At 33.2% G+C, this 3,013-nt stretch carries 4 protein-coding genes; 2 read left to right on the top strand and 2 right to left on the bottom strand.

Annotated elements, in window-relative coordinates:
* The coding region (locus NF27_RS12645; RefSeq protein WP_161791859.1) for an ankyrin repeat domain-containing protein at positions 1 to 900 on the top strand (900 nt) is incomplete at its 5' end.
* A gap of 106 nt (positions 901 to 1,006) precedes the next feature.
* Here NF27_RS12645 and NF27_RS13205 read toward each other — a convergent pair.
* Together NF27_RS13205 and NF27_RS11950 are read right to left on the bottom strand one after the other, a co-directional pair.
* Positions 1,007 to 1,429: a DDE-type integrase/transposase/recombinase gene (locus NF27_RS13205; RefSeq protein WP_084212812.1), complete on the bottom strand. Its 423-nt coding sequence runs from the start codon at positions 1,427 to 1,429 to the stop codon at positions 1,007 to 1,009.
* A gap of 12 nt (positions 1,430 to 1,441) precedes the next feature.
* Positions 1,442 to 1,702: an IS6 family transposase gene (locus NF27_RS11950; RefSeq protein WP_053332608.1), complete on the bottom strand. Its 261-nt coding sequence runs from the start codon at positions 1,700 to 1,702 to the stop codon at positions 1,442 to 1,444.
* A gap of 549 nt (positions 1,703 to 2,251) precedes the next feature.
* On the opposite strand from NF27_RS11950, the gene NF27_RS10020 reads away from it, so the two are divergent.
* Entirely contained in the window at positions 2,252 to 3,004 is a 753-nt protein-coding gene (locus NF27_RS10020; protein WP_039456649.1) for a hypothetical protein, read from the top strand.
* Positions 3,005 to 3,013 lie beyond the last annotated feature (9 nt).

The following is a 3,013-nucleotide window of genomic DNA, read 5'->3' as shown; positions in this document are numbered from 1 at the left end:
TGGTTGATAAGCCAAGGAGCATGTAAAGACAAGGCTGTAAAAGGAGCTGCTCAATGTGGGCATAGAGAACTGGTAGGGTGGTTGGTAAGCCAAGGAGCATATAAAGACAAGGCTGTAAAAGGAGCTGTTCAATATGGACATAATGGGCTGGTAGAGTGGTTGATAAGCCAAGGAGCATGTAAAGACAAGGCTGTAAAAGGAGCTGCTCAATATGGGCATAAAGAGCTGGTGGAATGGTTGCTAAATCTAGGAGCGGATAAAGATAAAGCTGTAATAAAAGCTATAGTTGGTCACCAATACAGATTGGCAATAGATATAATAAACAACCATCGAGTACATCCTCCAGTAATAGATGATGATATAGATGATTATATTTATACCCAATTAAATGCATGTTTTAATATAAGATATAATGCTTATTCATTTATATCCGGTATTAATAATTCTGATCTTCAACAAAATTATATTACATTTATTTCTGATATTATAGATGTCTCCAAATTTTCTAGATATTTTGGGAATTTTGAAACAACTATGGAATTAAAAAACCTATCTATCCAAGATGCATATGTTTATTATGTTGAAAAAAGATTTATCAAAAGCAAATTATCAACACCGCTGGGTGATTATGTAGCATCATTCTATAACTCTTATAAATCAGCTGGGCTTATGGTAATGGGAGAAACCAAAGAGATAATAATACCTAATGAAATCTTAAATAAAATTGCTTACTTCTATCTTGAGCATCCCAAGCTTAAACATAATGATACAACAAATGCTCAAGTATATCCTCACTTTTCAGAGCGCGTGGTAGATAAAGTTGTAAGTTTATGGGTAAATAGAATAAGAGAAATTCGTTCTTCAGGAAATATGCTAAGCTCCGATTCTATAGGAAAGTAGGAAAGCTGCTTAATACCTTTTATTGGAAGAAATTTAGTATCCCGGCACCATCAACTTAAGTTATATAGGCAGATATTATGCTATTGGGTAAAGAACTTATTATGTATTAAGCATGGCAGTATTGAGAGGCAGCATCATTATATAATGTAAAAGCTGCTTTCATTTTTTGCCTGTAATTTTCTGCTTTAAACTTATACCTACCTACTTTGAATAAGTTTAATAATTGACCACATGATGATAAAAATAGCTGTGTAGCTCCTGGGTCCTTAAATTTCCTCATCAGTCTCTCTTTTTGCCTAGTGGGTTGATGCGAGTTTTCTATTATATTGTTTAATCGCTTATGTTTCCTATGTTCAGTAGATTTAAGTATAAACTGCTTAGTAGAACCATAGCTCCTTAACTTATCAGTTATTATGACCCTCGGGACAAAACCACATCTCTTCAGTAGCCTCTTAAAAAACCTCTTAACTGCTTTGGTATTCCTTCTCTTTTGCAGGAAAATATCTAACTCTTCTCCATTACTATCTATTGTTCGATATAATCAATAAACTTCTCCTCCTATGACTACTCTCATCTCATCTAAATGCCACTTGCCTTGGGCAGTATATTGCCTTCTCCTGCGTATATTATTTGTTATTATTGGCCCAAACTTCTTATTCCATTCCCTGATGCTTTCATGGCTTACTTCTATGCTCCTGTATAACAATATTTCAGATATATCTCTCAGGCTTAAACAATACCTATGATATGGCATAACCACATATCTTATTATTTCAGAAGGATACTTATGCCTCTTATACATTAGAAAACTCAAACTATTTCACCACTCTTTTAATAATATATTCCTTGCATATTTTTAAGTTGACGGTACCGTTTGAACTGATGAGCTAAGGGGAAAAGCTTATTGAGTATACGACCAACCACAGTATTAGTACACTTGAAGAAGAGCAGATAGAGCAAGAAGTTATAACAGGAAAAAGAAAGAAAGTTCAATTATCCTGTAAAGAGGAGGACATTCTCGGTAAAATTAGAGATGAAGATGAGGATGAAGAGCATAAGAAAGACCATAGACAAGATAAGCGAAGCAAATTGGAGCAAAAACACTTGAGTCAAGGCAACCAAAACAGCAAGAACAAAAAGAAGAAGCGTCCGGTCAGGTTAATTCTTTTGGTACGGATAATACCAAAACTAAAAAATCTTTTTGTAGTAAAGTTGCCAACTCGCTCACTAAGGGAGTTGCAAGGTAATAAGCATAAATAATAAATTATTATTTATTTTTAAAAGTTTTTTATGTAAATATAGTTTATAAAGAGTCATATATATTTATAATTAAATATTCAGGAATAGTAAAATGAAAGAAGTACAATCCGGAACAATAGGTATAGCAAAAGCTGGTGAAGGAACATACTTTTTGTTTACCCAACACCTTGTGCAGGATACGGCATTAACAATCCACGATCCAATAAAAAAAATTACGGCATTAGTACGTAGTATAGATATAAAACAATTACACGATATAATCTCTACTTCATTTCCGGACTACGCAGAGAGACAAAGTAAAGCTGATCGATTAAGAGTAGGGTTTCTTGGAGGCGACTCTTCTGAAAAATCAAAAAAACATATTAAAATATATATGAATTTTATTAAAGAAATAAGTCAAAATAAAGAACTAATAATTTTTTCAGGCGCTAAAATTAATTCTAAGTGGAATTATTCAGGTTTTTTTCTCGATGTTGAGACAGGCGAGGTGAGCAAGATGTTGGAAAAAGAAATTAAAAATGAAGAACAGCAGCAAAATAATATACCGCTTCATTTAGAAAAAAAAGATGAAGGTCCCCAAGAGAAGAAAAGACAAGATATAATATCTTTATCAAATAAAGAGGCAAGCCAGGCAGCTGACGGCAACAAAAGATTTACTTTGAATCAGTGGTTAAAAAAGAGAGAGTCACCTTATCCTGAGGAAACTGTCTTATCACGTATAATGCCAAAACTTAAATCAAAAAGACTAAAGTTAAATACTGAAGATGAAGAAAAACTAACAAAAAACGGCTTTGTTGATCAAATCAAAGTTAAAGTATATTTTCCCTTTACCCATGTGAGTTAAGTGAGTTTT

The organism is Candidatus Jidaibacter acanthamoeba (genome assembly GCF_000815465.1).
Taxonomy (GTDB): domain Bacteria; phylum Pseudomonadota; class Alphaproteobacteria; order Rickettsiales; family Midichloriaceae; genus Jidaibacter; species Jidaibacter acanthamoebae.
The sequence above is the reverse complement of the archived record's forward strand: the minus strand, read 5'-3'. Positions and strand labels throughout refer to the sequence as shown.